The following is a 25,985-nucleotide window of genomic DNA, read 5'->3' on the forward strand; positions in this document are numbered from 1 at the left end:
CTTTGTCAAGGCTGCGATTTCTATATCTTGTGTATATCTGGCTACGGATTAGTATCTGTAGTGGTCGGCCTTGAATGGGCCCGAGGGGGTGACGCCAATATAGGATGCCTGTTCGTCAGAGAGTTCAGTCAATCTGACGCCGAGCTTTTCCAGATGCAGGCGCGCGACCTTTTCATCGAGATGTTTCGGCAGGACGTAAACCTGGTTCTTGTAGGCGTCGGGCTTGGTGAAAAGCTCGATCTGGGCCAGAACCTGGTTCGTGAAAGACGCGCTCATCACGAAGGACGGATGGCCCGTGGCATTGCCAAGGTTGAGCAAGCGGCCTTCCGACAGCAGGATCATCCGCTTGCCGCCCGGAAACTCGATCATATCGACCTGCGGCTTGATATTGACCCATTTCAGGTTCTTCAGCGCAACAACCTGAATTTCGTTGTCGAAATGGCCAATGTTGCCGACGATGGCCATGTCCTTCATCTCGCGCATATGCTCGATACGAATGACATCCTTGTTGCCGGTGGTGGTGATGAAGATATCCGCCGTCTTGACGACATCTTCAAGCCGCACCACTTCAAAACCGTCCATGGCGGCCTGCAAAGCGCAGATCGGATCGACTTCCGTGACCTTGACGCGGGCGCCAGCGCCGCTCAGCGAGGCAGCCGAGCCCTTGCCGACATCGCCATAGCCGCAAACCACGGCAACCTTGCCAGCCATCATCACATCGGTGGCGCGACGAATGCCGTCGACCAGCGATTCCTTGCAGCCGTATTTGTTGTCGAACTTCGACTTGGTGACGGAATCGTTGACATTGATGGCCGGGAACGGCAGCAGGCCCTTCTGGCTGAGCTGGTAGAGGCGATTGACGCCCGTAGTGGTTTCTTCCGTCACACCCTTGATGGCGTCGCGCTGTTTGGTGAAGAAGCCCGGTGTTGCCGCCAGGCGCTTCTTGATCTGCGCGAATAGGATTTCTTCTTCTTCGGACGAAGGGTTGACCAGAATATTCTCACCGGCTTCGGCGCGCGCACCGAGCAGGATATACATGGTGGCGTCGCCGCCATCGTCGAGGATCATGTTCGACTGGCCACCATCGGTCCATTGGAAGATCCGGTCGGTATAATCCCAATATTCCGTCAGGCTTTCACCCTTGACGGCAAAGACCGGCACACCCGAGGCAGCGATTGCGGCAGCGGCATGGTCCTGGGTGGAGAAGATGTTGCAGGAGGCCCAGCGCACTTCGGCGCCCAGCGCCGTCAAGGTCTCGATCAGCACGGCTGTCTGAATGGTCATGTGCAGGGAGCCGCTGATGCGGGCGCCCTTCAGCGGCTTGGTTTCGCCAAGCTCCGAGCGGCAGGACATCAGGCCTGGCATTTCGGTTTCGGCAATATCCAATTCCTTGCGACCATAATCAGCAAGGCCGATATCGGCGACGATGTAATCCTGTTCAGTGCTCATGGCGTTCTCCAGACCGGGTTGAAACGCAAGGCCAGCGACCATCCGAAAAGATGGCCAAGCCTATGCGCCGCCCGCCATTCTGCGGCAGGCCAGTGTCATCCGTGTATCAGGGAACGTCGAGGAAGGCAATAATCACATAAAGAGGTCTTTATATCTTTATGTTCGATCTTGGTTTACATTTCCTCGCCAAACTTGTCGCGCACCAGCGCATCCAGCGTGTCGATTGCCTTTTCAGCCTCTTCGCCCGACGTAACGACGGTAATCGTGCAGCCGGGGCTCGCCGCCAACATCATCAGACCCATGATCGAGGTTCCGCCGACGGTGGTTCCATCCTTGCTGACGGTGACTTCGGCATTGAAGCCCTGCACAGTCTGGACGAATTTGGCTGACGCCCGGGCATGAAGGCCACGCTTGTTGACGATCAGCAGGTCTCTGGTGAAGGAGGTCATCTTACTCGCCGTTCCTATTTGCCGCTCAGAACGCGGCTGGCCACATTGATGTATTTGCGGCCGGCTTCCGACGCATCGACGAGTGCTTTTTCCATGTCGTTTTCGCCACGCACACCTGCCAGCTTGATCAGCATGGGCAGGTTGACGCCAGCGATCACTTCGATACGCCCGGTATTCATCACCGAAATTGCGAGATTGGAAGGTGTTCCCCCGAACATATCCGTCAGGATGATTACCCCATGCCCGTCATCGGCGCGCATCACAGCATCCAGGATATCCTGGCGGCGCTGATCCATATCGTCCTCCGGACCGATACAGATTGTCTCGATGAATTTCTGCGGACCAACGACATGTTCCACGGCATAATGAAATTCTTCAGCCAGCTTGCCATGGGTGACAAGCACAAGTCCGATCATTCGCTTATAGCTCCCTGCTCAACTGCTGACTGCCAGTTATCGCACTGCAATAGTTTCGTCCACCGATCTGTTGAGTTGCAAGATACGCGCTGGCACAAGAAAGCCCTATTTGAAAACCCAATACACAACCTGTACGCGCAACAGCACCTTGCTGATCAACGATAACTTACCCCTGAAGTCTGTCAGGTTCGGTTTGGACCTGACACGCTCTCGCTTATCTTGCTTTCGTTTGTCTTTTTGGGAAAACCGCGTTCCACTTCTCCCTAACAAACTCCAATATTGTCCGATCAATTCTGTGCAGTGCATCTTGGCGATGAAAACACGAAGTGCAAGTGTAAAATAGTCTTGAGGCCACGCCTTTAATCTGACCCCCACGCCTCAAGCAACCGTTGCAGCCCCGCAACGCTTGGATGATGGGCTGGGCATAGCCGCAGAACAGGCAAGGATTGACCCGGGAAAAAACACCTGCTTTCAGCGCTTTGCGGCAGGCGTTCCGTCATCGACGATGGCTCTACCGAAAAGACGACGGCATCGATCACCGCCGCATCCAGGCTTGGAACGGTTACCAATCCGCTGAATCGGATTTCCATCAACCCGGCAATTGTCTGGGGTCGGGACGCGATCACTCTTCCGCCTCTGGCTTCTAGCCATACCCTATCGTCGGCCACCAGAGCGGCAAAAAGGCCATTTTGCCGCGCGTTTTCCAACAACAGGCGGGCCAGTTGCGATTTCCCCGATCCGCTCGGCCCCATGATCAAATAGCCTCGCCTGCCCAGCACGACACCGGTTGCATGCAGGTTGAGCCGGCTCTCGCTCATGGAGACGGCTCTGCCGGCAGGGTCAGGATGAAGCGGGCCCCGAGGATTCGCGCAGTTTCCGGTTCAAGGATGTTTTCGGCCCGCAGCGAACCACCATGCGCCTCAGCGATCTGCCGGCTGATGGAGAGGCCAAGCCCTGAATTCTGGCCGAAGCTTTCGCCATCGGGGCGGTCGGTATAGAAGCGCTCGAAGATCCGGTCGATATTCTCAACCAGGATGCCGGGTCCATTGTCTTCTACTTGCACAACGCAGCGGCTGCGGGTGCGCGACAGGCGTACCATGATCCGGCCTTGCTTTTCAGGCACGAAGGAACGGGCATTTTCAATCAGGTTGGTGACGATCTGGCCAATACGCAGATCATGACCGTTGACGATATAGCGGACCTTCTGGCCCTGCTTGTGCTCCACGACATATTCAATATCGACCGGCTTCTTGCTGCTGCGAATCTGCCTGGAAATCTCCACCAGATTGCCAAGCACGACTTCCATATCGACCGGTGCCGCATCCGTGCGCGCCAGTTCCGCATCCAGCCGCGAGGCATCCGAGATATCGCTGATCAACCGGTCTAGCCGGCGCACGTCATGCTGGATTACGTCCAGCAGCCGCTGCTTCGACACATCGGTCTTGGCAAGCGGCAGGGTTTCAACAGCGCTGCGCAGCGACGTCAGCGGATTTTTCAACTCGTGGCTGACATCGGCGGCAAAGCTCTCGATGGCGTCGATCCGGTCGTAAAGCGCCGTGGTCATTTCCCGCAGGGCCACCGACAGATTGCCGATTTCATCCTGACGCGCAGAGAAATCCGGGATTTCCTCCCGCTCCTTGGCGCCGCGCCGCACCCGAATGGCCGCTGCCGACAGGCGCCGCAACGGATTGGCAATGGTGGAGGACAACAGCAGCGACAGCACGATATTGACCAGCGTGGCCACGCCGAACACCCGCAGGATCGCCAGGCGTTCCGCATGGACGATCTTGTCGATATCGCCAGCCTGGGTGGACAGCAGCAGCACGCCAAGCACGGCACGGAACCGCTGGACAGGCACCGCCACGGAGACGATCAACTCGCCCTGTTCGGTCACGCGCACCACGGCGCCGCGCACCCCGGTCAGGGCATTCATCACTTCAGGATAGATCGATCCATCCCCGCCCGGCGCTTCCTTGTAGAGCGGAACATTGCTTGGTTGCAGCATGCGGTTGAATTGCTTGGCCAGCCATTCCGTCCAACTGCCGGTATCACCTTCGACCGGTGGAAGATCGTAGCGTAGTACCTGACCGCGGGAATAAAGATGACGCGAATCCAGTAGCAGATTGGCGTCGGCATCAAACAGCCGCGCCCTGGTGCGGGTCGGCGAGATCAAGCGGCGTAGCACCGGGGCGACCCGTTCCGGCTTGATGGGAAATTCCAGGTCTTCGTCATTCGGCACCGGGGTAATGCTTTGCCCCGCCTGCAATTCCAACAGCTTTTGCGGATCGATGGTAATGGAATTGGTGTCGACCGAGGCCGAGGCGGAAATCGCACCCGCGATAATTTCCCCCTGGGTCAGCAGGCTTTCCACCCGCGCATCAATCAGCCCTTCGCGAAACTGATTGAGATACATGATACCGGCGACCAGAACGATCAGCGCCGCGAGATTGAAGAAGACGATGCGCCGCGTCAGACTGGAGAAAACGGCATTGCCGAAGATTCGCCTAATCAGGGTAAAGGGATGAGAAAAGGACAGGCGCAAGGGCAGCCTGCGGCTGTCGCCGGGCTCACCCTCCTTGTCGTCCATCGGCCTTTTGAAAAGATAACCCTTCACACGGCACACTTGTCCAGCGGGACAGAAGAACCCCACTGAACACCGTCATATCTGCCGTAAACGTTCATTCTCAACCGGGCCTGGTCCTAGAGTTTGTCAGGGAAACCGGTTTTCCCAAAAAGACAAACGAAAACAAGAGAATTGAGAGTCTGCCTGGTTCAACATCAACCTGACAGCTTCTCAATCCGCAAGCATTGCCCGCAGGCGGCATCAGGCCGTTTCGCGGAAGCGATATCCAACGCCGTACAAAGTTTCGATCATGTCGAAATCATTGTCGACCATTTTGAACTTCTTTCGCAGGCGCTTGATATGGCTGTCAATGGTCCGGTCGTCGACATAGACCTGCTCGTCATAGGCGGCATCCATCAGCGCATCACGGCTTTTCACCACGCCGGGCCGCTGGGCCAGCGAATGCAGGATCAGAAATTCGGTGACTGTCAGCGTGACCGGGTCGCCTTTCCAGGTGCAGGTATGGCGCTCCTGGTCCATGACCAGTTGGCCGCGCTCCAGATTGCGAGCCTGCTGCTCGGCAGCAGTCTTGACATTGCCGGGTGCGTTTCCGGTTTCGCGATTGGCCGCCCGACGCAGAATGGCCTTGACCCGCTCCACCAGCAAGCGCTGCGAAAACGGCTTGGTGATGAAGTCGTCGGCCCCCATTTTCAAGCCGAACAATTCATCGATTTCCTCATCCTTGGAGGTGAGGAAAATCACCGGGATATCGGACTTCTGCCGCAGGCGACGCAGCAGTTCCATCCCGTCCATGCGCGGCATCTTGATATCGAAGATCGCCAGCTGTGGCGGCCGCGCCAGAAGCCCGTCCAGCGCCGAAGCTCCATCCGTATAAGTTTCGACCTTATAGCCCTCGGCTTCGAGAGCGATCGAAACCGACGTCAGAATATTCCGGTCGTCGTCAACAAGCGCAATTGTCTGCATGCCGTTTATCTCCGTCATTACCGATTGCCGCCATCCCCCATCAAGAGGTGACGAGCCGCAGCTACATTCTATATAGGGCCGCGAAGCGCTTCATGAGGGTAAAGGTGGAACAAATTGTGGCAAAGATAAAGGGGGCAAGCCTGCCCAGCCTCAACGCAGTCTCGTTTCGATAGCAAAAGACAGAGGCGCATCCCATTTAAACTGAACCGATTTAAAACTAACATACCAGTTTAAAACGATTAAATATATGATATTATTGATGTTTTTAAGATTTTGCTCTTGCGTTTTTAAAACTTGGTCATTAGCGTTGACCCATAATCATCTGGCCATCCCGCTGAAGAAGGAATTGCATCATGGAGGAGCTTGGAGTGAACAATAGCCGTCTTGGGATCGAGACCATTGGCTTGGGCAAGGCCGCCAATGTCCATTATAATCTGCTGCCCGCCGCCCTTTATGAGCATGCGATCCGCAATAGCGAAGCCGTGCTGACTGCGGACGGCGCGCTTTTGGCCGAGACAGGACAGCATACGGGCCGCTCACCCAAGGACAAGTTCATCCTGCGTGACGCCAATACCGATAGCCAGATCTGGTGGGACAATAACAAGCCGATGTCGAAAGAGCATTTCGACATCCTGCATCAGGACATGCTGGCGCATGTGGCTGGCAAGACCCTGTTCGTCCAGGATCTGATTGGTGGTGCCGACGCCGCCAACGCTTTGCCAACCCGCGTGGTAACGGAACTTGCATGGCATTCGCTGTTTATCCGTAACCTGCTCATTCGTCCGGATCGCGCCGCGCTTGCCGATTTCGAAGCGAAATTCACCATTATCGACCTGCCCAGCTTCAAGGCTGATCCGGCCCGTCACGGCTGCCGGACCGAAACGGTGATCGCCTGCGACTTCACCAACAATATCGTGTTGATCGCCGGTACCTACTATGCCGGTGAAATGAAGAAGTCGGTATTCACCGCGCTGAACTACATGCTGCCTGCCAAACAGGTCATGCCAATGCACTGCTCGGCCAATGTCGGCCCGGCTGGCGATTCGGCTGTGTTCTTCGGTCTGTCCGGCACCGGCAAAACCACGCTGTCTGCCGACCCTGCCCGCACGCTGATCGGCGATGACGAACATGGTTGGGGCGAGGACGGCATCTTCAACTTCGAAGGTGGCTGCTACGCCAAGACCATCCGCCTTTCGGCAGAAGCCGAGCCGGAAATCTACGCGACCACCAAGCGGTTCGGCACGGTGCTGGAAAATGTCGTTCTGGATGAAAATCGGGTACCGGATTTCAACGATGGCTCGAAGACCGAAAACACCCGTTGCGCCTATCCGCTGAACTTCATTCCCAACGCGTCGCCCACCGGCCGCGCCGGGCATCCGAAGACCATCATCATGCTGACCGCAGATGCCTTCGGCGTCATGCCGCCGATCGCCAAGCTGACACCAGAACAGGCGATGTACCACTTCCTTTCCGGCTACACCGCGAAAGTGGCTGGCACGGAGCGCGGCGTAACCGAGCCGGAAGCAACCTTCTCGACTTGCTTCGGCGCACCGTTCATGCCGCGTCATCCGGCAGAATATGGCAATCTGCTCAAGGAGTTGATTGCCCGCCACGAAGTGGATTGCTGGCTGGTCAACACCGGCTGGACCGGCGGTGCCTACGGCGTTGGTAACCGTATGCCGATCAAGGCAACTCGGGCGCTGCTGACGGCGGCTCTCTCCGGAGAGTTGAAGAAGGTCGAGTTCCGCACCGATGCCAATTTCGGCTTCGCGGTACCGGTTTCTGTCGAAGGCGTCGATACCAGCATTCTCGACCCACGCTCGACCTGGGCAAATGGGGCTGACTATGACGCGCAGGCCAAGAAACTGGTCGGCATGTTCATCGCCAATTTCGAGAAATTCGAAGCCCATGTGGACAGCAATGTCCGCGATGCGGCTCCGGTTCTGGCTGTTGCTGCGCAGTAAACGTTTCACGTGTGACGATTTTGGAAAGCCCGGCGATGATCATCGCCGGGCTTTTTCCATGGTGCTTAGGCTCCAGGAAAACAGCCTGAGATACCAAAGAACCGAGATTTGCCTGAACTGGCGTTTTCCGCTACAGCCTCACGGCGAAAAGGCTGGACAGGACCATGGCGAGCGACCCGCTCTATATCAATGACAGGATTACGATTGCCGGTTGGGAACTGACCGAGCAATTCGTGCTGGCCGGTGGTCCGGGCGGGCAGAATGTCAACAAGGTCTCAACTGCCGTCCAATTGTTCTTTCCGCTGACAAGCTCTCCCTCGCTCCCGGACCGTATCAAGACCAATGCTATCAAATTGGCGGGCCGCCGCCTGTCAAAAGAAGGTGTGCTGTTGATCGAGGCCAGCCGCTTCCGAAGCCAGGAGCGCAATCGGGAAGATGCCCGCGAGAGGCTGAAGGAATTGCTGCGCGAAGCAGCCAAACCACCGCCGCCGCCGCGCCGGAAGACCAAACCCACCAAGGGCTCCATCGAGCGCCGGTTGAAGGCGAAGGTGGGACGCGGTGAAATCAAGAAAATGCGCGAGAAGCCGGATCAGGATTGATCGCTCTCGTCGCGCAGTAACCTCCAAGGCCAACGCCTCCTCGATTCCCTGGACTTAAACCAGACTGAACACGCGAATCAAAACCATCGGTTTGGGCCGTAAGCTGTGCAGGGTTCCAACAAACACACGGCGATTCAGCCAGTCATGGGGTCCGTCCGGTGCGGTAATATCGATATGCGAAAAAGCATATTGCGTGCCATCCGGTTGGCGGTCGATCAACACCCTGTTGTTGACGGTAATCACGGCACCGTCATCTGCCTGCAATTCATAAAGGGCGTTGAGAAGCCGCACACCGTCCTTGCGCAGCACTTGCCGGTCGGCACCGCCAGGCATGACCTTGCCCTTGATCCGCGGCCCGGCAAATTCTCCGCCGGTAATATTGATAATACGTCTGTCGCCCAGCGGAGACGCGCCGATCTCGATCGTATCTTGAAGGGTAAAAATCGCCTCATAGACGAATTCTATCCGGGGCAAAGCGATGGGAATATCTGATAGCGGACCGCCGCCGGTTTTTGTATCCGCTGCCTGTCCGCTCTGCCCTGCGGCGGTCGCGGCTATCACTGTTGCTGCCGCACCCAGAAACACACGCCTGCCGGAAACCAGCGCGGCTTTGTTGGGATCAATGAATGTCATAACTCTCCTCCCAGAGATAAAACCTTATGAAAACATCAACCTATAACAATAGATGGGCGCTTGCCCTATAATTTCCGCAGTGCCACCTGTTCAACCAGATGATTTTCTCCCTTACGCAGGATCAAATCGGCCCGGGGCCGGGTCGGCTGAATATTGTCGCGCAGATTTATCAGGTTGATGTGGCTCCAGAGATTTTCGGCAATGGTTAGAGCTTCATCTTCGCTGATCGTCGCATAACGGTGAAAGTAGGAATTCGGATCGCGGAAGGCCGTTTGCCGCAGCTTCATGAACCGTTTTACGTACCAATTATGGATCAGGCTTTCCTCGGCATCGATATAGATCGAGAAGTCGAAGAAATCCGAGACCATCGGCACGATCTTGCCATCGCGCGGCAGGTCGCGCGATTGCAGCACATTGATGCCCTCGAAAATCAGGATATCCGGCCGGTCGATGATGGTATGTTGGTCAGGCAGCACGTCATAGGTCAAATGAGAGTAGCGTGGCGCCTTGACATTCTGCTGCCCGGCCTTGATGGCCGACAGAAACCGCAGCAGGGCCGCCGTATCGTAACTCTCGGGAAACCCTTTGCGATTGAGCTTGTTGTCGCGCACCAGCGTTGCGTTCGAATACAGAAAGCCATCGGTGGTGACCAGATCAACTTTCGGGCTGGAGGGCCAGCGGGCCAAAAGCTCCTTCAGCACGCGCGCCGTGGTGGATTTTCCCACCGCCACCGATCCGGCAATACCGATGATAAACGGCGTCTTGGTCACATTGGTGCTGAGAAAGCGGTTGCGCTGCTCAAACAGCAATTGCGACGATTCGACATGCGAGGATAACAGCCGCGACAACGCCAGATAGATCCGCCGTACCTCGGCAAGATCGATCGGGTCATCGATGGATCGCAGGCGATGGACTTCGTCCAATGTCAGGGTCAGCGGTGTATCGGCCCGAAACCGCGCCCATTCCTCCGACGAAAAGAACAGATAGGGCGAGTAGCTGCCTACCTGGAAATGATCAAGGGCTTCCTCCCCCTCGGCCTGCCTGATCGCTGTCGTCATGTGTCCTACCGACTGGCCTTTTCGCTGAGGCCCGATTGGGCGGTGCGCCGTTGCAACTCTTCCATCACCGTTTCTATCGGGATATCGGCAATTTTCAATACGACCAACAGGTGATAAAGCAAATCGGCACTCTCATAGATCAGGTTGGCGCGGTCATTTTTGACCGCTGCCATCACGGCCTCGATAGCCTCTTCGCCAAGCTTCTTAGCGGCCTTGTCCTGGCCCGCTGTGACCAGCTTTGCCGTCCAGCTTTCATCCGGCGAAGCCTTGGCACGGGTGGCGACGATGGTCTCCAGATCGGACAGCGTGAATGTGGTCATGAAATTGCCCTTTCAGGCCTGGTCGAGACGCATGGGGATACCGGCATTGGCCATATGGGCCTTGGCCTCGGCTATCGAATAGGTACCGAAATGGAAAATCGACGCTGCGAGAACGGCAGTGGCGTGGCCTTGCCTGACACCCGCCACCAGATCGTCCAACGTGCCAACGCCGCCAGAGGCAATCACCGGCACCCGAACCGCATCAGCAATAGCGCGGGTCAGTTCCAAATCATAACCGCTTTTGGTGCCGTCACGATCCATCGAGGTGACCAGCAATTCGCCTGCGCCACGCTCGACCATTTTGACCGCAAATTCGACAGCGTCAATGCCGGTCGCATTGCGCCCTCCATGGGTATAAATCTCCCAGGCGCTGAGATTGTCGCCACCGCTGGCCTGGCTCCGGCGACGTTTTGCATCAATCGAAACCACAATACATTGATTGCCGAATTTATCGGCGGCTTCGGCGACAAAATCGGGATTACTCACGGCTGCCGAGTTGATTGAAACCTTATCGGCACCGGCCAGCAACAGCTTGCGAATATCGCCAACCGCCCGCACACCGCCCCCCACCGTAACCGGCATGAAGCAATGATCTGCGGTGCGGGCGACGACATCAAAAATCGTCTCGCGATTATCAGATGAGGCAGTAATGTCCAAAAAGCAAAGCTCATCGGCACCGGCTGCGTCATAGGCCTTGGCCGCTTCGACAGGATCACCGGCATCGATCAGATCGACAAAGTTCACGCCCTTGACAACGCGGCCATCTTTTACATCGAGACAAGGAATAATACGGGCCTTGAGTGTCACAGGATGGCATCCTTTTTCGCATCGGCAATCAAGGCCAGCGCTTCCGCCGGGTCGATCCGTCCATCATAAAGGGCGCGACCGGAAATTGCACCTTCCAGTTTGCGCGCATCCGGCTCCAACATCCGGCGGATATCCTCTATTGACGCCAACCCGCCAGACGCGATGACAGGGATGGAGACCGCATCCGCCAGTTCCAGTGTCGAAGCCCAGTTTATTCCGGTCAGAATGCCGTCCCGGTCGATATCCGTATAAATGATTGCCGCAACGCCTGCGCCTTCAAACTTCTTCGCTAGCTCGACCACGCCGAGTTCGGAGGCTTCCGCCCAGCCTTCCACGGCAACTTTGCCACCCTTGGCATCAATGCCAACAGCGATCTTGCCGGGGAACAACTTACAGGCCTCAATCACCAGGGCCGGATCGCGCACGGCGACCGTGCCGAGAATGACGCGCGACAGGCCATGCTGAAGCCAGGTTTCGATATGGGCAAGACTGCGGATACCACCGCCCAGCTGGACCGGATTTTTCGTGGCCTTGAGAATGGCATCCACCGCTGCACCATTGACGGTTTCACCGGCAAAAGCGCCGTTCAGGTCAACGACATGCAGCCATTCAAAGCCTTGGTCTTCAAAGGCCTTGGCCTGCGCACCGGGATCGGGATTATAGACCGTGGCTTGCTCCATATCGCCCAGCTTGAGGCGAACGCATTGGCCGTCTTTAAGGTCGATGGCAGGAAAGAGGATCATCGTATGCTATCCATCGGCACGGGCTCACGGCGCCCAATTGAGAAAATTAGAAATCAGCTGGAGGCCTAGCGTCTGGCTCTTTTCCGGATGGAATTGCGCGCCTGCCATATTGTCACGCCCCACAAAAGCAGTCATCGGGCCGCCATAGTCGGTTGTGGCAATAACCTCATCGGCATTGGTGGCCGCCAGATGGTAGGAATGGACGAAATAGGCATGCAACCCGTCATTGCCGGTGGCAATCCCGTCAAATAGCGGATGCGGACGGGTAAGTGTCAGCGTGTTCCAGCCGATCTGCGGGATCTTCAGGGCCGGATCGGAAGGGGTCATTTCCACTACATCGCCCGCAATCCAGCCGAGGCCTTCGGTCACGGTTTTTTCCAACCCGCGCGACGACATCAGCTGCATACCGACGCAGATACCAAGGAACGGTCGAGCCTTGACCTCGACCGCTTCGACCAGCGCTTCATGCATGCCAGGCACGGCATCCAAACCCCGCTTGCAATCGGCATAGGCACCGACGCCGGGCAGGACGATCCGGTCGGCGGTTGCCACCCGGTCTGCCTTGTCGGTCAGTTCGATTTCGGCATCAAGGCCGGATTCCCGGACGGCCCGCTCGAACGCCTTGGTGGCGGAGCGCAGGTTTCCCGATCCATAGTCAATAATCACAACACGCATGGAGGCTCAGATCCTCAGCTTGATCGTTTACAACATTCCCTTGGTGGACGGAATGCGGCCCGCCTGGCGCGGGTCAATTTCAGTGGCGCTGCGCAGGGCGCGGGCGACGGCCTTGAAGCAGGTTTCGGCGATATGGTGGTTATTAGCGCCGTAATGATTGAGGATATGCAGGGTAATACCGGCATTTTGCGCCAGCGCCTGAAAGAATTCCCGTACCAGTTCGGTATCGAATGTACCGATCTTCGGTGCCGAGAAAGCGACGTTCCAAACCAGAAAAGGCCGGCCTGAAACATCGATAGCCGCCTTGGTCATGGTCTCGTCCATGGCGAGATCAATCGAGGCATAGCGCACGATGCCGCGCCGGTCGCCCAATGCCTTGGAAATCGCCTGGCCGATGGCAATGCCGGTGTCTTCGACGGTGTGGTGATCATCGATATGCAGATCGCCCGTGACGTCGATATCCATATCGATCAGCGAATGGCGGCTGAGCTGGTCCAGCATATGGTCGAAGAAACCGACCCCCGTCGAAATCTTCGAGGTGCCGGTGCCGTCGATAGTGACGGAAACCGAGACCGAAGTTTCGTTGGTCTTGCGCGAAATGCTGGCGCTGCGGCTCTCTGCCATGGCCTTCTCCTTGAAAATATGCCGTTCCTTATCAGGCGGGGGTTGAAATATCCAGAAGGACGGGCCGGGTTTTTCGGTGATCCGGCGGCTTGGCCTCGCAGCCGGGCCTTGGCGTTTGCAATTGTGTTTTGGCCGCTTACATAAAGGTCAATCGAAGCGCCGGATTGGACGGCGATGGACTGGAACGGATCGATATGAGCGAACATAATCCCTATGGAACCATGCATGGCACCACGATTATCACGGTGCGCAAGGGCGGCATGGTGGTGATGGCCGGTGACGGTCAGGTCAGCCTTGGCCAGACCGTGATGAAGGGCAATGCCCGCAAGGTGCGCCGCATTGGCAAGGGCGAGGTGATCGCCGGTTTTGCTGGCGCGACGGCGGATGCCTTCACCCTGCTGGAGCGGCTGGAAAAGAAGCTGGAGCAATATCCCGGCCAGCTGATGCGCGCCGCCGTCGAGCTTGCCAAGGACTGGCGCACCGACAAATATCTGCGCAATCTGGAAGCGATGATGCTGGTGGCCGACAAGACGGTGACGCTGGCGATTACCGGCAATGGCGACGTGCTGGAACCCGAACATGGCACGATTGCCATCGGTTCCGGCGGCAATTACGCGCTGGCTGCGGCTCTGGCCTTGATGGATACCGACAAATCGGCGGAAGACGTGGCCCGCAAGGCCATGAAGATCGCCGCCGATATCTGCGTCTATACCAATGAAAACGTGCTGGTCGAAACGCTGGAAAGCGCCAACTGACCGCTCTTCTTCTCCCCTCTTCCCAGGTGTAATCTCAATGACAACTTTTTCACCCCGCGAAATCGTCTCGGAACTCGACCGCTATATCATCGGTCAGAACGATGCAAAGCGTGCCGTGGCGATTGCGCTGCGCAACCGCTGGCGCCGCCAGCAGCTCGATGAGAGCCTGCGCGACGAAGTCATGCCCAAGAACATCCTGATGATCGGCCCGACCGGCGTCGGCAAGACCGAAATTTCCCGGCGCCTCGCCAAACTGGCTGGCGCACCCTTTATCAAGGTCGAGGCCACAAAATTCACCGAGGTCGGCTATGTCGGCCGCGACGTGGAACAAATCATCCGCGATCTCGTGGAAATCGGCATCGGCCTGATCAAGGAAAAAAAGCGGCTGGAGGTGGAAGCCAAGGCCCATGCCGGTGCCGAAGAGCGGGTGCTGGATGCGCTGGTCGGCGCCACCGCTTCGCCCGCGACCCGTGATAGCTTCCGCAAGAAACTGCGGGCCGGAGAGCTGGACGACAAGGAAATCGATATCGAGGTTGCAGAGACAAGCTCCGGCATGCCGGGCTTTGAAATTCCCGGCATGCCGGGGGCCAATGTCGGCATTCTCAACCTGTCCGACATGTTTGGCAAAGCGATGGGCGGCCGCACCAAGAAGGTCCGCACCACCGTCAAGACTTCTTACGCCGATCTGATCCGTGACGAATCCGACAAGCTGATCGACAATGAAGTGATCCAGCGCGAGGCGGTGAAATCCGTTGAAAACGACGGCATCGTCTTCCTCGACGAAATCGACAAGATCGCCAACCGGGAAGGCGCCATGGGCGCCGGTGTCTCCCGCGAAGGCGTGCAGCGCGACCTTCTGCCCCTGGTGGAAGGCACCACGGTTGCCACCAAATATGGGCCGGTGAAAACCGACCATATCCTGTTTATCGCATCGGGGGCTTTCCATGTCTCCAAACCATCCGACCTGCTGCCGGAATTGCAGGGCCGGTTGCCGATTCGCGTTGAGCTAAAGGCGCTGACCAAGGAGGATTTTCGCCGGATTCTGACGGAAACCGAGGCCAGCCTCATTCGTCAATACATCGCGCTGATGGCCACTGAACAGCTGGATCTCGAATTTACCGAGGATGCCATTGATGCGCTGGCGGATGTTGCCGTCAACCTCAACAGCTCGATTGAAAATATCGGCGCGCGGCGTTTGCAGACGGTGATGGAGCGGGTTCTCGACGACATTTCCTTCAACGCGCCGGATCGCGGCGGGGCGAAAGTGATGATCGATTCGGCCTATGTGCGCGAGCATGTCGGCGAAATCGCTGCCGATGCGGATCTGTCGCGCTATATTCTGTGATGTTTTCGCACCGGAATGGGGTGAAATCGGCAAATCACCGCCCTAATTCGGCCTTGTGACCGGTCGACAGTCGACAGCAGCGGCCCTCCCTCTATAAGGAGGGCCGCTCGCCGTAATAGGGCAAGGCGGTATCGGGTTGGTGAAACATCGTTCCGATCTGCAATATATACGGGATGGAAATGGTGCGTCGCTTAGCTCTGGTCTTTATTCTCTCGGTTTCATGTGCTTTTTCCGCTGCCTTCGTGCCGGAAATCCAGGCTGCCGAGGTGCGAATGGTGCCTGCGGGCAATCGCAATGCTGAACAGCCGTCGATTCCCGGCGCATCGAAGCAGCGCACCAAGGAAACCAAGACCACCTTCGATCTGAAATACGAGAAGATTCGCGATCTGCTCATCAAGGACCGCCAGTTGATCGGCAAGATCAAGAAAACCGCGGCAGCCTATGATATCGATCCGATCCACATCGTTGGCGCGCTGGTCGGTGAGCATACCTATAATGTCGATGCCTATGACACATTGCAGAGTTACTATGTGAAGGCCGCTTCCTATGCCGGTCACACGTTTCGCTTTGCCTATGATGGCGAGGATGTCGATGATTTCGTCGCCCGCCCGGAATTTGCCGCCTGCGCCGACTTGAAGGATTCGGCAAAACTCTGGACCTGCCGGGAAAATGTCTGGGAAGACAAATTCCAGGGCAAGCGGGTCGGCAACAAGAGCTTTCCCAATAATCGCTTCAGCGCGGTGTTTTTCCAGCCTTTCTATGCCGGGCAAACCTTTGGCCTTGGCCAGATCAATCCGCTGACGGCATTGATGCTGACCGATATGGTCCACAAGACATCTGGCTATCCCAAGCTGGACGAGAACGATGCGGCAGGGCTCTATAAGGCCATCATGGATCCGGATACCTCACTCGCCTATATCGCCGCGATCATCCGCAAATCCATCGATGACTATAAAACCTATGCCAATGTGGATATTTCCAACAATCCGGGCCTGACGGCGACGCTTTACAATGTCGGGAATTCCGAGGCGCGCGCCCGGGCGCTGGGACGGCGCGGCGGCCTGCCGGAAGAAAATTACTATGGCTGGCTGGTCAATGACCGGCTGAAAGAACTTGAAGGCCTGCTCTAGGCCCTGTGGGGCCTCATTTGTGTAATGTCCTCTGTAAGCTTAAGCATTTCAATCGCATGGCTATACGAAGCGACAATCGGCACTGCGCTATACCGTTTTGTGTTGGCTGACGCCCGACTATTGCATGCGCTTTAAGTTGAATTCCGCATAATAACCATCATATATGTGACAACAGGATTTCTCCAAGGAGCAGCCAATGGCTACGGTAAAAGTTGATGCAAACAATTTCGAAGCGGAAGTTCTACAGTCTGTAGAGCCTGTCGTGGTGGACTTCTGGGCCGAATGGTGTGGCCCCTGCAAGATGATCGCCCCCAGCCTGGATGAAATCTCCACGGAACTGGCCGGCAAGGTCAAGATCGCCAAGCTCAACATTGACGAAAACCCAGAACTCGCCGCCAAATTCGGCGTCCGCTCTATTCCCACCCTCGCCATGTTCAAGGGCGGCGAAGTAGCCGATATCAAAGTCGGTGCCGCCCCGAAGACGGCCCTGTCCAGCTGGATCGCTGGCGCTGCTTGAGTGGTGTGTGAGAATTTTGAATGCGAAAAGCCCGGTTTTTCCGGGCTTTTTTGTTGGGGTTTTAAATTCTTAAGTCAGGCGGGATAGCGCCGTGCCATTGGCGGTTGAACACCATTTCGGAAATTCCGGTCCGACATTTGTCTGACAATCTCTGACACAATGTATTGAGCGCCCATCACAAGATGACCGACCTCTCTTCGATTAGGTTGTGTGGCCGAGTATCGGTTCGGCACATAAGGAGGCTGTTTCGCAATCACTCGATTCACACGAGCACCATCGAATTTGCTCCAACCAGCCTGCACGAAGTCGGCAATCTTAGCATTGTTGTGGTTGAACTGCATTTTAATCTCAAGCTCATTTAGGCCCAGCGCCGCCGCGCCGGATTTTAACGCCAATTCGGTGGCAAGGAGTGAACTCTGCACGGCTCCCCTATAATCATAACCACCTGTTAAAACAGCAGAGGCAGAATGTAGGTGTAGCCGCGAAAGTCCAACGTAGCGAACAACAAGCTCGTTTTTGACGAACGGTTCCTTCAATTCCTGCGTTCCGTATTGGACGTCGGCTATGTCTGAAAACTGATCGAAAAAAGTCTCGACCTCCTCTTGTTCGGTTTGGATAATTCGAAGTTGAACAGGAGTAAGGTCTACAAATTCAAAAGGGTTTATAACGGCTTGCCCAAACACATGCGGAACGCCGACACGTGCGAAGATGTCCCGGTACATGAAAACGCCAATGTGGCCTCCCATTGCAATATCCTGCTTACGGTAAATCGACGCAAAAGCACCTTCAATTCGTTGGAGGATTTCAGACTTTCCGTGTCCGGCAATCACGTAATCGCCGCCATAACCAAGCTTTTTCATAACCGCTATAGGCACACTCTCGTAACGTTGCTTTATGTCTTCTCCTGCATCAAATAGTTCTTTGTCAGTTGTCCCGACCAAATAAAGCAGTTTCTCATATGTGCTATCGTGTATCTTCATAGCAAAAAAATAGCACACTAGACGTGTATTTAAATAAATTTTCCATCATAAGTTTCGTGTATTTTTTACAAAAAATATTAAGGGTTGCGCAGAGTTAGAGTAAAAAATCCCCGCCTTGTGCGGATCAAGGCGCTCGTTTGCCAACAATAGCCGCTAGCATCTCAACATAAATATACCCACAGCCCGGTCGTGCTACCTATCTCCTTGCAGCCAAACGTCAGCACCATGCTCTTTCGTAAGATCATTCTGACCTCACCTCCCCCTGCGGCCACCGTCTCAACGCCTCTCGCCCCGCATCCGTCAACCCATAAACGCCGCGCCCAACCCGCTCAAACCAACCATAGACATTGGACAGCAAAATCTTGCCCGCATCCGGGACCGCTTTGCGCACATCGCCAACCCGCATCGGCCCAGCGACAAGAATTGCGGCACAGGAAAGGGCGTTTTGGCGGTAGGCGGTCATCACAGGTATCCGGGTGCTGCCACCAAGGGCGGGGTCGCCGCGCCGGGTCTGGTGTTCGCGCATTAGGCGTGAGCGTCGTTTCGGATTGGTGCGTGGCATGGGCGAGACGGAGCCAACGATGATGCTGACGTCGCCGGTGGCGGAGACGCCGAGCATGCCGATGCCGAGACGGCGGCAGAGGTCGCGGTAGCGCTTGTCGGCCTCCCGCCCCCTGCCCTTGGCCGAGATTTTCGCGGCAATCCAGACCTCGTCGGATATGGCTGCCCGGTCCACGGCCTGGAGGATGAGTTCCAGATTGAAACTCAGTTTCAGTTCGCAGATCACCACGACGGATGGATCGTCGGCACTCAGGCCAACGAGATCGCAGCCGCCGATTTCGCCTTTGACGGTATAGCCTGCTTTTTCGAGAAACGATTTCACGGGTAGATAAAGGGATGTTTCCATAGGGGATAGCATACCAGAGTATTTCCAGGAAATTGCGTAACGGTTTCCGTCCGGAAAGGCGTAAAAACAATAGGATAGAGTGCGTCAGTTTTTCATGAGACAGGACACAACAATTTAGCTCAGCGTGTTTGGCTTCCCCCTCACCCCTCCTCCGCTTTGCTCGGCGGACCTCTCCCCGCTGGGGAGAGGAGATCCGAAACGCTGCGGTTCTTTCCCTCTTCTCCCCAGCGGGGAGAAGGTGGCGGCAGAGGCAAGAGGGGGCGGCGAAGCCGAAAACAGCTGGTCGCGGACTATGTTTCCATGAAAAACTGAACGCTCTAATATGGAGACGCATCCGACCACCCTATACCGCAATGGCGGGAACACCATGATTCGATGGCTGACCGTCACCCTGTTCCAAGGTAGCCGCAGCACTTGGGTCGAATTACCAATCTGCCCTATCTCGGCGGCGTGCCATTATCCGCCAACACATTGCCGACCACGTAAAGCGACCCACCAATCAGGATTCGCGGTGCAATCTCTTCTGCATTAACCCGGCTACGAATTGCCTCCAGCGCTTCCGCGACCGACGAGACCGGTTCTGCGGGAATTCCGGCATCGTAGGCAGAGCTGGCCAGCGCCACTGGGTCTAAGGCGGCGTCGGTGCCGCGGATTGGCACGGTGAAGGCCTGGATGGCCAGGCCTTCAAACGCTTTGAAATAGCCAAGCGGATCCTTGGTGTTGAGCATGCCAGTAATCAGGTAGAGCGGGCGGGACTGGCGCTCTTCAAAGCCCGCCATGGCCTCGGCAATCACCTCTCCGGCACCGGGATTATGGCCGCCATCCACCCAGATTTCGGCGCCCTTCGGCGCATGGGCCAGCAATGCGCCTTCCGTCAGTCTTTGCAGGCGGCCCGGCCATTCGACGCTGTGCATCGCCGCTTCGGCCATGGCTTCGGTGACAGTGAAGCCAGCCGAGCGCACGGCGCGGATGGCTGCTGCGGCATTGGCGAACTGGTGGCGGCCCGGAAGTTTTGGCAGGGGCAGATCCATCAGGCCAGTTTCATCCTGATAGACCAGCCGCCCATGTTCCTCGAACGCCAGATAATCCTGGCCGAACACCGAGAGCGGACAGCCCAATCGCTCGGCAATATCCACCAGCGCCTCGCGGGCAGCGGCAAATTCCTGGTGGCCGATCACCACCGGTCGCCGTCTTTTCATGATCCCGGCTTTCTCAGCGGCAATCAGTTCCACTCGGTCGCCCAGATAGGCCTGATGGTCAAAAGAGATCGGCATGATGACGGAGACAGCGGGCCGATCCACCACATTGGTGCAATCCAGCCGCCCACCCATGCCGACTTCCATGATGACCGCATCGGCGGGAATTTCAGAAAACAGCAGGAAAGCGGCAGCCGTCAAAATTTCAAAAACGGTGATGTGCTGGCCCGCATTGGCGACAGCCACCCGTCTCAAGGCATCGGCCAGCAATCCATCGTCAACGATCTGCCCTTTGCCGCCTTTAACGCCAATCCGGTAGCGCTCGTGCCAATTGACCAAATGCGGGGAGGTGTGGACATGAACGGCAAGGCCGCCAGCTTCCAGCAGCGCCCGGGAAAAGGCGCTGACGGAGCCTTTGCCATTGGTGCCAGCCACATGGATGACCGGCGGCAATCTGTCCTGTGGATTGCCCAGCACTTCGAGCAAGCGCCGCATCCGCTCCAGGGTCATATCAAAACCCTTGGGATGCAACTGCATCAATTCATTGATGACCTGTTCAGCCTGGCTCAGCGTATTCTCTATCATGGGGCGGTTCCAGGCTTGCAAGTCGTTTTAAGGGCCGGAAACAGTAAACTGCTCCCGGCTTTAAGCATGTCATCCGGCACATGCCGTCAGTATATCATCCAAGGCGATCAAGCGGAAACGGCGCGCGAAGCCTCGATGACCGACAAGGTCTTGTCATCATTGGCACCAACCACCGTTGCAGGCTGCCGGGTCAGGATTTTCAGAGTACGAGCCAGGGTCGCTGGAATATCGTGACGCTTGACCACCATATCGACCATGCCGTGCTCCAGCAGATATTCCGAGGTCTGGAAGCCCTCCGGCAGCTTTTCGCGGATGGTCTGCTCGATCACACGCTTACCGGCAAAGCAGATTTCAGCACCCGGCTCAGCGATATGCAGATCGCCGAGCATGGCATAGGAAGCCGTGACCCCGCCCGTGGTCGGATTGGTCAGCACAACGATGTAAGGCAGGCCCGCTTCCTTCAACATATCGACGGCAACCGTGGTGCGCGGCAATTGCATCAACGACAGGATGCCTTCCTGCATGCGGGCGCCGCCCGAAGCCGGGAACATCACCAGCGGGCATTTCTCCGCAATGGCACGCTCGAACGCCTTGACGATGGCTTCACCGGCAGCAATGCCGAGCGACCCGCCCATGAAGTTGAATTCATGCACGACGGCCACCAGCTTCAGGCCCTCGACCGTGCCGAGACCGGCGACAATCGTGTCTTCCTGCTCGGTCTTGGTGCGGCTATCCTTCAGGCGGTCGCTGTATTTCTTCGAATCGCGGAACTTCAGGGGGTCCTGCGCCACTTTCGGCTGGGCAAATGCTTCGTACTTGCCACCATCAAACAGGTCGGCCAGCCGCGCCTTGGCAGGCATTTTCATATGATAGCCGGAGGCGGGAACAACCCATTTGTTCTCTTCCAGATCCTTATGAAAGACCATTTCGCCGGTTTCGGGGCACTTGATCCAGAGATTGTCCGGAACATCGCGACGGCCCAGCATGGAATTGATGCGGGGGCGAACGTAATTGGTAATCCAGTTCACTTTGAATACTCCTTGATCGAGCACTTCCGGGATCGGCGGGCCGGCATCCGAAAAGGCTGAAAACAGACAATCAGGAAGAGGTAGAGCCCGTTCGGGCTCCGCGTCTTCCAAGGCAATAGCCCATTTTAGAAGGACTATTGCGCAGCCGCAAGCCGGGCGGTCTGGACGCCGCTTGCCAGCCCACGCACTAGGGTTACCACCGATTGCACGGTATCCGCCGTTGCCTTATCATCCTTGGTCAGGCTGAGTGCGACCTGATTGACGATGGCCGTACCAACCACGACGCCATCGGCGCTGGCGCCAATCAGCCTTGCATGTTCCGCCGTCTTCACGCCGAAGCCAACGCAGATCGGCAGATCGGTATGGGCTTTGATCCGTCCGACAGCACCGGCAACCTTGGACGGATCGGGCAAAGCCGAGCCGGTAATGCCGTTCATAGACACATAATAGACGAATCCAGAGGTGTTTTGCAGCACCATCGGCAAGCGCTTCTCATCCGTGGTCGGTGTCGCCAGACGGATGAAATTGATGTCGCGCTGGCGGGCGGGCAGGCACAATTCATCATCCATTTCCGGTGGAAGATCGACGACGATCAAGCCATCAATGCCCGCTTCCAACGCGTCATCCAGAAATTTTTCGACGCCGTAGACGTAGATCGGATTGTAATACCCCATCATGACGATCGGCGTAGCCTGATCGTCCTTGCGGAATTCCCGCGCCATATCCAGGGTTTTTACCAGGGTCTGCCCGGCCTTCAGAGCGCGCTGACCGGCCATTTGGATGGCTGGACCATCCGCCATCGGGTCGGAAAACGGCATTCCCAGCTCGATCACATCAGCACCGGCCCCCGGCAAGGCCTTCATGATGGCGACCGACGTTTCGAAATCCGGATCGCCGCCCATGAAATAAGTGACGAGAGCCGGACGGCCCTCTTCCTTCAGATCGGCGAACCGCTTGTCCATACGCTGCGTCATATCAGAGCCCCATTCCCAGAATCTTGCCGACTGTGAAGATGTCCTTATCACCGCGCCCGCAGAGGTTCATCAGGATGATCTCGTCCTTGCCCATTTTCGGAGCGCGCTTCATCACTTCGGCCAGGGCGTGGCTGGGTTCGAGAGCCGGAATAATGCCTTCCGTACGGGTCAGAAGCTGGAAAGCCTCAAGCGCTTCGGTATCCATGATCGGCACATATTCAACGCGGCCCATATCCTTCAACCAGGAATGCTCAGGACCGATACCCGGGTAATCAAGCCCGGCGGAAATCGAATGGCCATCCTTGATCTGTCCATCGCTGTCTTGCAGCAGATAGGTGCGGTTGCCATGCAGGACGCCAGGGGTTCCAGCAGTCAGCGAGGCGCAATGTTCATTGCCATCAAGCCCTTTGCCGCCAGCTTCGACGCCGATCATCCGTACGCTCTCATCGTCCAGAAACGGATGGAACAGGCCGATCGCGTTGGACCCACCACCGACAGCAGCCACAAGCATATCCGGCAGGCGGCCTTCGGCAGCCATCATCTGGTCGCGGGATTCCTTGCCGATCACCGACTGGAACTCGCGGACCATTTCCGGATAGGGATGCGGACCGGCAGCCGTGCCAATCATGTAATAGGTTTCATCGACATTGGTGACCCAGTCGCGCAGGGCCTCGTTCATCGCATCCTTCAAGGTGCCATGCCCTGAACTCACCGGGCGAACTTCCGCGCCGAGCAGCTTCATGCGGAACACGTTCGGTGCCTGGCGCTCCACATCGGTGGCGCCCATATAGACGATGCAGGGCAGGCCGAAGCGGGCTGCGACCGTGGCCGAGGCCACGCCGTGCTGACCGGCACCGGTCTCGGCGATGATCCGGGTCTTGCCCATGCGCTTGGCCAGCAAGATCTGACCGAGACAATTGTTGATCTTGTGCGAACCGGTATGGTTCAACTCATCGCGCTTGAAATAGATCTTGGCGCCACCAAGCTCCGCCGTCAGCCGCTCGGCAAAATAGAGCGGGCTCGGACGCCCGGTATAATGAGTGTTGAGGTGATCGAGTTCAGCCTTGAAGCTGGGGTCGGTCTTGGCCTTTTCCCATTCCGCCTGCAGATCGAGGATCAGCGGCATCAAGGTTTCGGCCACGAAGCGGCCTCCGAAAATGCCGAAACGGCCATCTTCATCCGGCCCGGACCGGAAGGAATTCGGGATTGGGTTCTGGTTCACTGTACACTCCCTGAAACCGGCGCTGTGGCCGTTGCCAGCCTGACGGCGGCGAAGAACTGATCCATCCGTTCGAGATCCTTGACGCCTGGCGCGCTTTCGACGCCGGAAGATACATCCAGGCCTCGCGCTCCCGTCTCGGCAAGGGCTTGCCCGACATTGTCCTTGTTGAGCCCACCCGAAAGCATGTAATCGACGTCTGCGTCAAGATCGCGCAGCAGACGCCAATCAAAGGTGACACCATTGCCGCCCGGCAGATCGGAGCCTTCAGGCGCCTTGGCATCCAGCAGAAAACGGTCTGCTATCCCTATATAGGCATCAATCTGCAAAAGATCAGCGGGTTCGCGGATGGAAAACACCTTCATGACAGGAAGACCGTAGAGCGCCTTGATGGTCAGCACCTGTTCCGGGCTTTCATGGCCATGCAATTGCAGGATATCCGGCTTCAGCAGATAGACGATATCATCAAGGTCATCGGTGTCCGCATCGACGGTGACGGCAACGATCTTTGCCCTGCCTCGCGCCTTTTCGGCAATGCGTCCGGCGATATCGGGTTCGATATGTCTTGGGCTTTTCTCAAAGAAGATGAAGCCGACATGGGTGGCGCCAAGGGTGACAGCCTTTTCGACGGCTTCCTCGGTCTTCAATCCACAAATTTTGACATCAGGTTTCATGTCAGCGAAGTGACATGAAATCGCCGCGGAGTCGAGCCAAATCAGTCAAAATCGAGGGCATGCAATTCCGATCCATGCCGCTTCAACCAGGTCTTGGCCTCATCCATGCCCGGGCAAAGACGTTTGCACAGCGCCCAGAATTGCGGGCCATGGTTCATTTCCTTCAAATGCGCCACCTCATGGGCAGCGAGATAGTCGATCACCGAGGGGGGCGCCATGACAATGCGCCAGGAAAAGCTTAAATTCCCCTCCCAGGAGCAAGAGCCCCAACGGCTTCGGGTGTCCTTCAGGGCCAGGCTTTTTGCCGGTTTTCCAAGTCGCCCGGTATGAATGGCGACCAGCCGCTCCAGATCAAGCCGTGCTTCCTTTTTCAGAAAAGCCGACAGCCGGCGACCGGCATGTTCCGGCAGGCCGCTGATGCGGATCACCGGCTCACCATCCTCTACCGCCGTCTGGCTGATACCGCGCAGCTGACCGGTATGCACAATACGATGTGCAACGCCGCGCAGCGAGATCATGCCCCCTGCCCTGACTTTCGTATCATCGGAAAAGCGTGCCAGTTTGTTTTCCAGCCAGCCGCGATGCCGCTCGATAAAATCGTTGACGTCGCCTTTACGCACCCCTTTGGGAATGGTCATTTTCAGGCCCCGACCACCGGGCTCGATCCGCAGGGTAATGCGGGTGGCGCGCAGGTTTTCGCGAATGGCAAGCGGCACCGCACGCCCGGCCACGATCAACTCGCGGCTTTCCGGAACTTTCGGCTTTTTCACCGCTGTGGTCGGACTTCGCAAAAACAAGGGAAACATCTGGGTCTTTTACCTGATTCGCTCCAGTCTTGGCCTTATATCACTGATCTAGAGCTCATAAAAAAGGCCGAGATCCAAAAGGACCTCGGCCTTTATCGAAATACATGATGATCAGTCCTGAGTGAAGGTCTGGACATCGCTGCCGCGCTCATCCCGGCGGTTGGCATTACGCTGGTTCATGAAGCGGTTGAATTCATCCTGATCCTTGGCGCGCTGCAATTCCAGGACATAGGCCTCGAATTCCTCACGCATTTCTTCAAGCTTGCGACGTTCCTGCTCGATGCGCTCCAGTTCTGCGACACGCCATTCATCGAAGGCGAGGTTACCACTGGAAGCGCTAAAGCGGTTGCGATTGCGTGAGCGGCGGCTGCCGCAGCATTTTGAAAACATGGCGTCCATAGCCTCATTTGCGTTCCGTTTCGATGTGCGGAAGCGATCGCCCCATAAAATATAGGCAAGCATGGCAAGGCCAAGCGGCCAGAAGATCACGAAGCCGAGCACCATCATGGCAATCGTCGCAGGCGTCCAGCCTGGACGCAGCAATGCTGATTGGTTCATTCCATTATCCTCGTTATGTCCGGCAAG

28 protein-coding genes are annotated in these 25,985 nt (G+C 56.9%); 6 read left to right on the forward strand and 22 right to left on the reverse strand.

Annotated elements, in window-relative coordinates; translation table 11 throughout:
* Positions 1-48 precede the first annotated feature (48 nt).
* The 6 genes from ahcY to ASB66_RS17505 all read right to left on the reverse strand — a co-directional run bounded on the left by ahcY (position 49) and on the right by ASB66_RS17505 (position 5,861).
* Positions 49-1,449, reverse strand: coding sequence for an adenosylhomocysteinase (ahcY, locus tag ASB66_RS17480; RefSeq protein WP_060718855.1), 1,401 nt, complete (start codon positions 1,447-1,449; stop codon positions 49-51).
* A gap of 173 nt (positions 1,450-1,622) precedes the next feature.
* Positions 1,623-1,898, reverse strand: coding sequence for an HPr family phosphocarrier protein (locus ASB66_RS17485; protein WP_012654539.1), 276 nt, complete (start codon positions 1,896-1,898; stop codon positions 1,623-1,625).
* Positions 1,899-1,912: 14 nt separating this feature from the next.
* On the reverse strand, positions 1,913-2,314 hold the full coding sequence (locus tag ASB66_RS17490) for a PTS sugar transporter subunit IIA (RefSeq protein ID WP_012654538.1): 402 nt from the start codon (positions 2,312-2,314) through the stop codon (positions 1,913-1,915).
* Between the two features lie 359 nt (positions 2,315-2,673).
* Positions 2,674-3,132, reverse strand: coding sequence for an HPr kinase/phosphorylase (locus tag ASB66_RS17495; RefSeq protein ID WP_060718854.1), 459 nt, complete (start codon positions 3,130-3,132; stop codon positions 2,674-2,676).
* A complete protein-coding gene (locus ASB66_RS17500) occupies positions 3,129-4,901 on the reverse strand; it encodes a sensor histidine kinase (RefSeq protein WP_060718853.1) in 1,773 nt (590 codons plus the stop codon). Before ASB66_RS17500 ends, ASB66_RS17495 begins: the two co-directional genes overlap by 4 nt.
* Before the next feature lie 237 nt (positions 4,902-5,138).
* Complete coding sequence (locus ASB66_RS17505; RefSeq protein WP_012654535.1) at positions 5,139-5,861, reverse strand: response regulator transcription factor; 723 nt, start codon at positions 5,859-5,861, stop codon at positions 5,139-5,141.
* 353 nt (positions 5,862-6,214) lie between these two features.
* On the opposite strand from ASB66_RS17505, the gene ASB66_RS17510 reads away from it, so the two are divergent.
* On the forward strand, positions 6,215-7,825 hold the full coding sequence (locus tag ASB66_RS17510) for a phosphoenolpyruvate carboxykinase (RefSeq protein WP_060718852.1): 1,611 nt from the start codon (positions 6,215-6,217) through the stop codon (positions 7,823-7,825).
* A 164-nt stretch (positions 7,826-7,989) separates the two neighbouring features.
* On the forward strand, positions 7,990-8,424 hold the full coding sequence (gene arfB / locus ASB66_RS17515) for an alternative ribosome rescue aminoacyl-tRNA hydrolase ArfB (RefSeq protein WP_060718851.1): 435 nt from the start codon (positions 7,990-7,992) through the stop codon (positions 8,422-8,424).
* Between the two features lie 54 nt (positions 8,425-8,478).
* Here the strand turns inward: arfB and ASB66_RS17520 are convergent, their stop codons facing one another.
* The 7 genes from ASB66_RS17520 to hisB form a co-directional block, all read right to left on the reverse strand.
* Positions 8,479-9,057 (reverse strand): DUF3237 domain-containing protein, encoded by a 579-nt coding sequence (locus tag ASB66_RS17520; protein WP_060718850.1) that lies wholly within the window; start codon positions 9,055-9,057, stop codon positions 8,479-8,481.
* A gap of 65 nt (positions 9,058-9,122) precedes the next feature.
* Positions 9,123-10,115 carry a type I pantothenate kinase gene (gene coaA, locus ASB66_RS17525; RefSeq protein ID WP_060718849.1) on the reverse strand — a complete coding sequence of 331 codons (993 nt, stop codon included), beginning with the start codon at positions 10,113-10,115 and terminating at the stop codon, positions 9,123-9,125.
* Positions 10,116-10,120: 5 nt separating this feature from the next.
* Positions 10,121-10,435 (reverse strand): phosphoribosyl-ATP diphosphatase, encoded by a 315-nt coding sequence (locus ASB66_RS17530; RefSeq protein WP_060718848.1) that lies wholly within the window; start codon positions 10,433-10,435, stop codon positions 10,121-10,123.
* A 12-nt stretch (positions 10,436-10,447) separates the two neighbouring features.
* Positions 10,448-11,242: an imidazole glycerol phosphate synthase subunit HisF gene (gene hisF / locus ASB66_RS17535; protein WP_060718847.1), complete on the reverse strand. Its 795-nt coding sequence runs from the start codon at positions 11,240-11,242 to the stop codon at positions 10,448-10,450.
* On the reverse strand, positions 11,239-11,985 hold the full coding sequence (gene hisA, locus ASB66_RS17540) for a 1-(5-phosphoribosyl)-5-[(5-phosphoribosylamino)methylideneamino]imidazole-4-carboxamide isomerase (RefSeq protein ID WP_060718846.1): 747 nt from the start codon (positions 11,983-11,985) through the stop codon (positions 11,239-11,241). Before hisA ends, hisF begins: the two co-directional genes overlap by 4 nt.
* Positions 11,986-12,009: 24 nt before the next feature.
* Positions 12,010-12,660 carry an imidazole glycerol phosphate synthase subunit HisH gene (gene hisH, locus ASB66_RS17545; RefSeq protein ID WP_060718845.1) on the reverse strand — a complete coding sequence of 217 codons (651 nt, stop codon included), beginning with the start codon at positions 12,658-12,660 and terminating at the stop codon, positions 12,010-12,012.
* Between the two features lie 27 nt (positions 12,661-12,687).
* Complete coding sequence (gene hisB, locus ASB66_RS17550; RefSeq protein ID WP_012654526.1) at positions 12,688-13,284, reverse strand: imidazoleglycerol-phosphate dehydratase HisB; 597 nt, start codon at positions 13,282-13,284, stop codon at positions 12,688-12,690.
* Between the two features lie 194 nt (positions 13,285-13,478).
* Here hisB and hslV point away from each other — a divergent pair, with 194 nt between their 5' ends.
* From hslV to trxA, 4 genes are all read left to right on the forward strand, one after another.
* Positions 13,479-14,039 carry an ATP-dependent protease subunit HslV gene (gene hslV / locus ASB66_RS17555; protein WP_060718925.1) on the forward strand — a complete coding sequence of 187 codons (561 nt, stop codon included), beginning with the start codon at positions 13,479-13,481 and terminating at the stop codon, positions 14,037-14,039.
* Positions 14,040-14,076: 37 nt separating this feature from the next.
* A complete protein-coding gene (gene hslU, locus ASB66_RS17560) occupies positions 14,077-15,384 on the forward strand; it encodes an ATP-dependent protease ATPase subunit HslU (RefSeq protein ID WP_060718844.1) in 1,308 nt (435 codons plus the stop codon).
* Between the two features lie 173 nt (positions 15,385-15,557).
* The gene (locus ASB66_RS17565) at positions 15,558-16,514 is read left to right on the forward strand and encodes a DUF1402 family protein (protein WP_114386807.1); all 957 of its coding nucleotides are present in this window, start codon (positions 15,558-15,560) and stop codon (positions 16,512-16,514) included.
* A gap of 196 nt (positions 16,515-16,710) precedes the next feature.
* Positions 16,711-17,031, forward strand: a complete 321-nt coding sequence (gene trxA, locus ASB66_RS17570; protein ID WP_060718843.1) for a thioredoxin — start codon at positions 16,711-16,713, stop codon at positions 17,029-17,031.
* Positions 17,032-17,105: 74 nt separating this feature from the next.
* Here trxA and ASB66_RS17575 read toward each other — a convergent pair whose 3' ends face one another.
* From ASB66_RS17575 to ASB66_RS17620, 9 genes are all read right to left on the reverse strand, one after another.
* Positions 17,106-18,011: a hypothetical protein gene (locus tag ASB66_RS17575; protein WP_147274053.1), complete on the reverse strand. Its 906-nt coding sequence runs from the start codon at positions 18,009-18,011 to the stop codon at positions 17,106-17,108.
* 241 nt (positions 18,012-18,252) lie between these two features.
* Positions 18,253-18,918 (reverse strand): DUF2161 domain-containing phosphodiesterase, encoded by a 666-nt coding sequence (locus ASB66_RS17580; protein WP_060718841.1) that lies wholly within the window; start codon positions 18,916-18,918, stop codon positions 18,253-18,255.
* Between the two features lie 437 nt (positions 18,919-19,355).
* Positions 19,356-20,699, reverse strand: coding sequence for a bifunctional folylpolyglutamate synthase/dihydrofolate synthase (locus ASB66_RS17590; protein WP_234613292.1), 1,344 nt, complete (start codon positions 20,697-20,699; stop codon positions 19,356-19,358).
* Positions 20,700-20,806: 107 nt separating this feature from the next.
* Positions 20,807-21,727, reverse strand: coding sequence for an acetyl-CoA carboxylase, carboxyltransferase subunit beta (gene accD, locus ASB66_RS17595; RefSeq protein ID WP_060718922.1), 921 nt, complete (start codon positions 21,725-21,727; stop codon positions 20,807-20,809).
* A 134-nt stretch (positions 21,728-21,861) separates the two neighbouring features.
* The gene (gene trpA, locus ASB66_RS17600) at positions 21,862-22,701 is read right to left on the reverse strand and encodes a tryptophan synthase subunit alpha (protein ID WP_060718840.1); all 840 of its coding nucleotides are present in this window, start codon (positions 22,699-22,701) and stop codon (positions 21,862-21,864) included.
* 1 nt (position 22,702) lies between these two features.
* Positions 22,703-23,923, reverse strand: coding sequence for a tryptophan synthase subunit beta (gene trpB, locus ASB66_RS17605; protein ID WP_060718839.1), 1,221 nt, complete (start codon positions 23,921-23,923; stop codon positions 22,703-22,705).
* Positions 23,920-24,594, reverse strand: coding sequence for a phosphoribosylanthranilate isomerase (locus tag ASB66_RS17610; RefSeq protein WP_060718838.1), 675 nt, complete (start codon positions 24,592-24,594; stop codon positions 23,920-23,922). The genes trpB and ASB66_RS17610 overlap by 4 nt, the downstream gene beginning before the upstream one ends.
* A gap of 41 nt (positions 24,595-24,635) precedes the next feature.
* Complete coding sequence (locus ASB66_RS17615) at positions 24,636-25,400, reverse strand: M48 family metallopeptidase (RefSeq protein ID WP_060718837.1); 765 nt, start codon at positions 25,398-25,400, stop codon at positions 24,636-24,638.
* A 111-nt stretch (positions 25,401-25,511) separates the two neighbouring features.
* A complete protein-coding gene (locus ASB66_RS17620) occupies positions 25,512-25,958 on the reverse strand; it encodes a DUF2852 domain-containing protein (RefSeq protein ID WP_060718921.1) in 447 nt (148 codons plus the stop codon).
* Between the last annotated feature and the right edge of the window lie 27 nt (positions 25,959-25,985).

It is taken from the genome of Gillisella vitis (genome assembly GCF_001541345.2).
In the GTDB taxonomy this organism is placed as follows: domain Bacteria; phylum Pseudomonadota; class Alphaproteobacteria; order Rhizobiales; family Rhizobiaceae; genus Allorhizobium; species Allorhizobium vitis.

Coding starts and splice junctions, on each gene's coding strand:
- trpA (WP_060718840.1), bottom strand. CDS start 22,701: ATGACGCAGCGTATGGACAAGCGGTTCGCCGATCTGAAGGAAGAGGGC.
- ASB66_RS17575 (WP_147274053.1), bottom strand. CDS start 18,011: ATGAAGATACACGATAGCACATATGAGAAACTGCTTTATTTGGTCGGG.
- hisH (WP_060718845.1), bottom strand. CDS start 12,660: ATGCGTGTTGTGATTATTGACTATGGATCGGGAAACCTGCGCTCCGCC.
- ASB66_RS17505 (WP_012654535.1), bottom strand. CDS start 5,861: ATGCAGACAATTGCGCTTGTTGACGACGACCGGAATATTCTGACGTCG.
- ASB66_RS17580 (WP_060718841.1), bottom strand. CDS start 18,918: ATGGAAACATCCCTTTATCTACCCGTGAAATCGTTTCTCGAAAAAGCA.
- hslV (WP_060718925.1), top strand. CDS start 13,479: ATGAGCGAACATAATCCCTATGGAACCATGCATGGCACCACGATTATC.
- ahcY (WP_060718855.1), bottom strand. CDS start 1,449: ATGAGCACTGAACAGGATTACATCGTCGCCGATATCGGCCTTGCTGAT.
- hisA (WP_060718846.1), bottom strand. CDS start 11,985: ATGATCCTCTTTCCTGCCATCGACCTTAAAGACGGCCAATGCGTTCGC.
- ASB66_RS17520 (WP_060718850.1), bottom strand. CDS start 9,057: ATGACATTCATTGATCCCAACAAAGCCGCGCTGGTTTCCGGCAGGCGT.
- arfB (WP_060718851.1), top strand. CDS start 7,990: ATGGCGAGCGACCCGCTCTATATCAATGACAGGATTACGATTGCCGGT.
- ASB66_RS17485 (WP_012654539.1), bottom strand. CDS start 1,898: ATGACCTCCTTCACCAGAGACCTGCTGATCGTCAACAAGCGTGGCCTT.
- hisB (WP_012654526.1), bottom strand. CDS start 13,284: ATGGCAGAGAGCCGCAGCGCCAGCATTTCGCGCAAGACCAACGAAACT.
- ASB66_RS17610 (WP_060718838.1), bottom strand. CDS start 24,594: ATGAAACCTGATGTCAAAATTTGTGGATTGAAGACCGAGGAAGCCGTC.
- ASB66_RS17495 (WP_060718854.1), bottom strand. CDS start 3,132: ATGAGCGAGAGCCGGCTCAACCTGCATGCAACCGGTGTCGTGCTGGGC.
- ASB66_RS17615 (WP_060718837.1), bottom strand. CDS start 25,400: ATGTTTCCCTTGTTTTTGCGAAGTCCGACCACAGCGGTGAAAAAGCCG.
- coaA (WP_060718849.1), bottom strand. CDS start 10,115: ATGACGACAGCGATCAGGCAGGCCGAGGGGGAGGAAGCCCTTGATCAT.
- ASB66_RS17620 (WP_060718921.1), bottom strand. CDS start 25,958: ATGAACCAATCAGCATTGCTGCGTCCAGGCTGGACGCCTGCGACGATT.
- ASB66_RS17590 (WP_234613292.1), bottom strand. CDS start 20,699: ATGATAGAGAATACGCTGAGCCAGGCTGAACAGGTCATCAATGAATTG.
- ASB66_RS17565 (WP_114386807.1), top strand. CDS start 15,558: ATGGAAATGGTGCGTCGCTTAGCTCTGGTCTTTATTCTCTCGGTTTCA.
- trxA (WP_060718843.1), top strand. CDS start 16,711: ATGGCTACGGTAAAAGTTGATGCAAACAATTTCGAAGCGGAAGTTCTA.
- ASB66_RS17490 (WP_012654538.1), bottom strand. CDS start 2,314: ATGATCGGACTTGTGCTTGTCACCCATGGCAAGCTGGCTGAAGAATTT.
- hslU (WP_060718844.1), top strand. CDS start 14,077: ATGACAACTTTTTCACCCCGCGAAATCGTCTCGGAACTCGACCGCTAT.
- ASB66_RS17500 (WP_060718853.1), bottom strand. CDS start 4,901: ATGGACGACAAGGAGGGTGAGCCCGGCGACAGCCGCAGGCTGCCCTTG.
- ASB66_RS17530 (WP_060718848.1), bottom strand. CDS start 10,435: ATGACCACATTCACGCTGTCCGATCTGGAGACCATCGTCGCCACCCGT.
- ASB66_RS17510 (WP_060718852.1), top strand. CDS start 6,215: ATGGAGGAGCTTGGAGTGAACAATAGCCGTCTTGGGATCGAGACCATT.